Raw genomic sequence first — 2,426 nt, forward strand, 5'->3', positions numbered from 1 at the left:
CTCTTAATTCAAAGGAAACATCATGAGTGAAACCCAAGAGCTGACTTTCGCCAAACGCTTGAAAGAGCAAACCACAGTTACACACGACAGCGTTGATAACTTGGTTATGTCCGTTCAACCTTTTTCCAGCAAAGAAAACTACATCAAATTCTTGAAACTTCAATCTGTTTTCCACAAGGCCGTCGACCACATCTATAAAGATGCCGAATTGAACAAAGCCATTCCAGAGCTTGAATACATGGCGCGTTACGATGCCGTGACTCAAGACTTGAAAGACTTGGGCGAAGAGCCTTACAAATTTGACAAAGAATTGCCACACGAAACCGGTAATAAAGCCATCGGCTGGCTGTATTGTGCCGAAGGTTCTAATTTGGGCGCGGCATTCTTGTTCAAACACGCTCAAAAACTCGAATACACCGGTGAATTCGGCGCACGCCACCTAGCTCCTCATCCAAACGGCCGAGGCAAACACTGGCGCGCTTTTGTCGAGCATCTGAACGCTTTGAACTTGACTCCCGAAGCCGAGGCGGAAGCCATTCAAGGTGCGTGCGAAGCTTTTGAATTCTATAAAGTGATTCTGCGTGAAACCTTCGGTTTGCCGGAAGGTGCGGAAGCACCTGAAGGTATGACACCGCACAGACTCTAAAAAATAATTAAATCAAACAGACAAGGTCTCGGCGTAGATGTTTGCAGAGACCTTTAATTACACTACAAAGTTTTGTTTGAACGGGTTGCTGTCTTATACCTACTCAGATTTGATTCTCTTTTAAAAATTCCATTCACCACCTAATGACCATTGATGAATATTACGCATTGCATAGGGTGCATTGCTACGGGTGTGACTATAACTATAATTCAAAGTAGGGGTAATGCCTTTATAAGATAATTTGTTGTGACTAAGATTGATAGAGAGAGCGCGCTCCCGATTGCGTTGCGGCTCCGTGCCGAATGCCATAATGCCTTTATAGCGACGGTTGGCAAATGAAGCGGTAAGTCTGCTGTTAAGCCCACCTAAAACCTGCCATTGCTGTATCCAACCTATATTGAAACCGTTGCGGTGGTAGGCTGCATTGTTCTCAATATTGTGTATGTTTTTGTTTTCAGGAACAAAGCGGTTGTATTGCCAACCGCCGAACAGAGTCGTGTTGCCAAAACGGCGAGCCAGGGAAAGATAAGTACTGTCGTGCCAACCATCATTGCGCAGTGCACGATCAGTTTCCCGATAGTTTTGGCGGTAGCGTTCCAGTGAGTAGTAAAGTTGAGTCGCATTGCCGAGATTGACCATATGCGAAAGTTGTACGCCAACTCCGTGAGCCAGCATATAAGGTGCAACGCGGCGGTTATTTTCTTTTTTGCTGTCAAACTCGCTGCTGCCTGCCAACTGTGCCTGATAAAACGGTAAAACGCTGACGGTTTGTTTGCCGTCCTTGCGTTGCCAGCCCAAATAAGCCCTGCCGAACGCATCGTCGTAAGCCGATTGGCGGTCGAAAAAATAGCTTGTGCCGCTGAGGTTGGCGCGGAATTTGATGGCGTGATGCCCATACAATGGGGTAAGTTTTTCGGTGTTCAATTCGTAATTCAAGCCGTTGGCACTGACAGGTAGGGTAACACTGCATGCGTTTTGCCCCTTTGTTTCGATGCAATAACGCGGAGCAGCGTTGTTGGCATTATCGTTATGCACAGGGCTAATTCCGCCAGACCATTTCCATTCTGTCTGCCGTTTGACGGCTTCTTGAAAACGTTTAACATTTTCCAAAACGGGGGTGGGTATATCGCGTTGCGCGGCATGGCGAAAATGCATCGTTGCCTCACCCAAGCGATAGTCCTGAAACTCTGCTGCTGCCAAATCCAACAATATACGGTCGTCTGAAACGTCAGATTCATAAAGGGTACGATAACGTTCGACCGCTTCGGAAGTCCGTCCTTTCAGCTTTGCCAGCAAAGCATCGGTACGCGCAATCAGTTTGGGATTGTGGTTGGGCTGTTTACGGTAAAGGGCGACAAGCGAGGAAACCAGGTCTGCGCTATTGCTGTTAAGTGCTTGAACCAGTGCGTCTTCAAGAATATGCGGGTTTGCCGCTAAAAAATCATCGTTAACCAGAGTTGGCCTGCCTATATTCTCATTCTTTTCAGGCGACCTTTCCTCCTCAGATAGAATATCTAACCATTGTTTCTGTTGTACTTGTACAGCAGTATTCTGAGAAGAAATATTCTGCCGAACACCCTCTTCGGGAAATTCAGCAAAGGCTGCTGACGGCAATAGGTAGCACAAAGAAGCTGAGACAATTTTTTGTTTTATTTTTAGCATTTAAAGTCATCCGAAATATATGTATATCTGAGGGCAAATCGTTTCTAATAAGGGATTTGCTCTTATCATAAAACTGCCTGAAACATCTCAGGTGATTTTATTTTTGCATAAAAAATAC

General features: G+C 45.7%; 2 protein-coding genes. One reads left to right on the forward strand and one right to left on the reverse strand.

Annotated features, from left to right (window positions below):
* Window positions 1–22 precede the first annotated feature (22 nt).
* Complete coding sequence (locus ACTHUM_RS11570) at window positions 23–646, forward strand: biliverdin-producing heme oxygenase (RefSeq protein WP_070711798.1); 624 nt, start codon at window positions 23–25, stop codon at window positions 644–646.
* Window positions 647–766: 120 nt separating this feature from the next.
* Here ACTHUM_RS11570 and ACTHUM_RS11575 read toward each other — a convergent pair whose 3' ends face one another.
* On the reverse strand, window positions 767–2,308 hold the full coding sequence (locus tag ACTHUM_RS11575; RefSeq protein WP_070711795.1) for a surface lipoprotein assembly modifier: 1,542 nt from the start codon (window positions 2,306–2,308) through the stop codon (window positions 767–769).
* Between the last annotated feature and the right edge of the window lie 118 nt (window positions 2,309–2,426).

This window comes from Neisseria sp. P0021.S006, assembly GCF_051956895.1.

What these genes read in the sequence shown, in the direction of transcription:
- ACTHUM_RS11570 (WP_070711798.1), top strand. Translation starts at nt 23, where the DNA reads ATGAGTGAAACCCAAGAGCTGACTTTCGCCAAACGCTTGAAAGAGCAA.
- ACTHUM_RS11575 (WP_070711795.1), bottom strand. Translation starts at nt 2,308, where the DNA reads ATGCTAAAAATAAAACAAAAAATTGTCTCAGCTTCTTTGTGCTACCTA.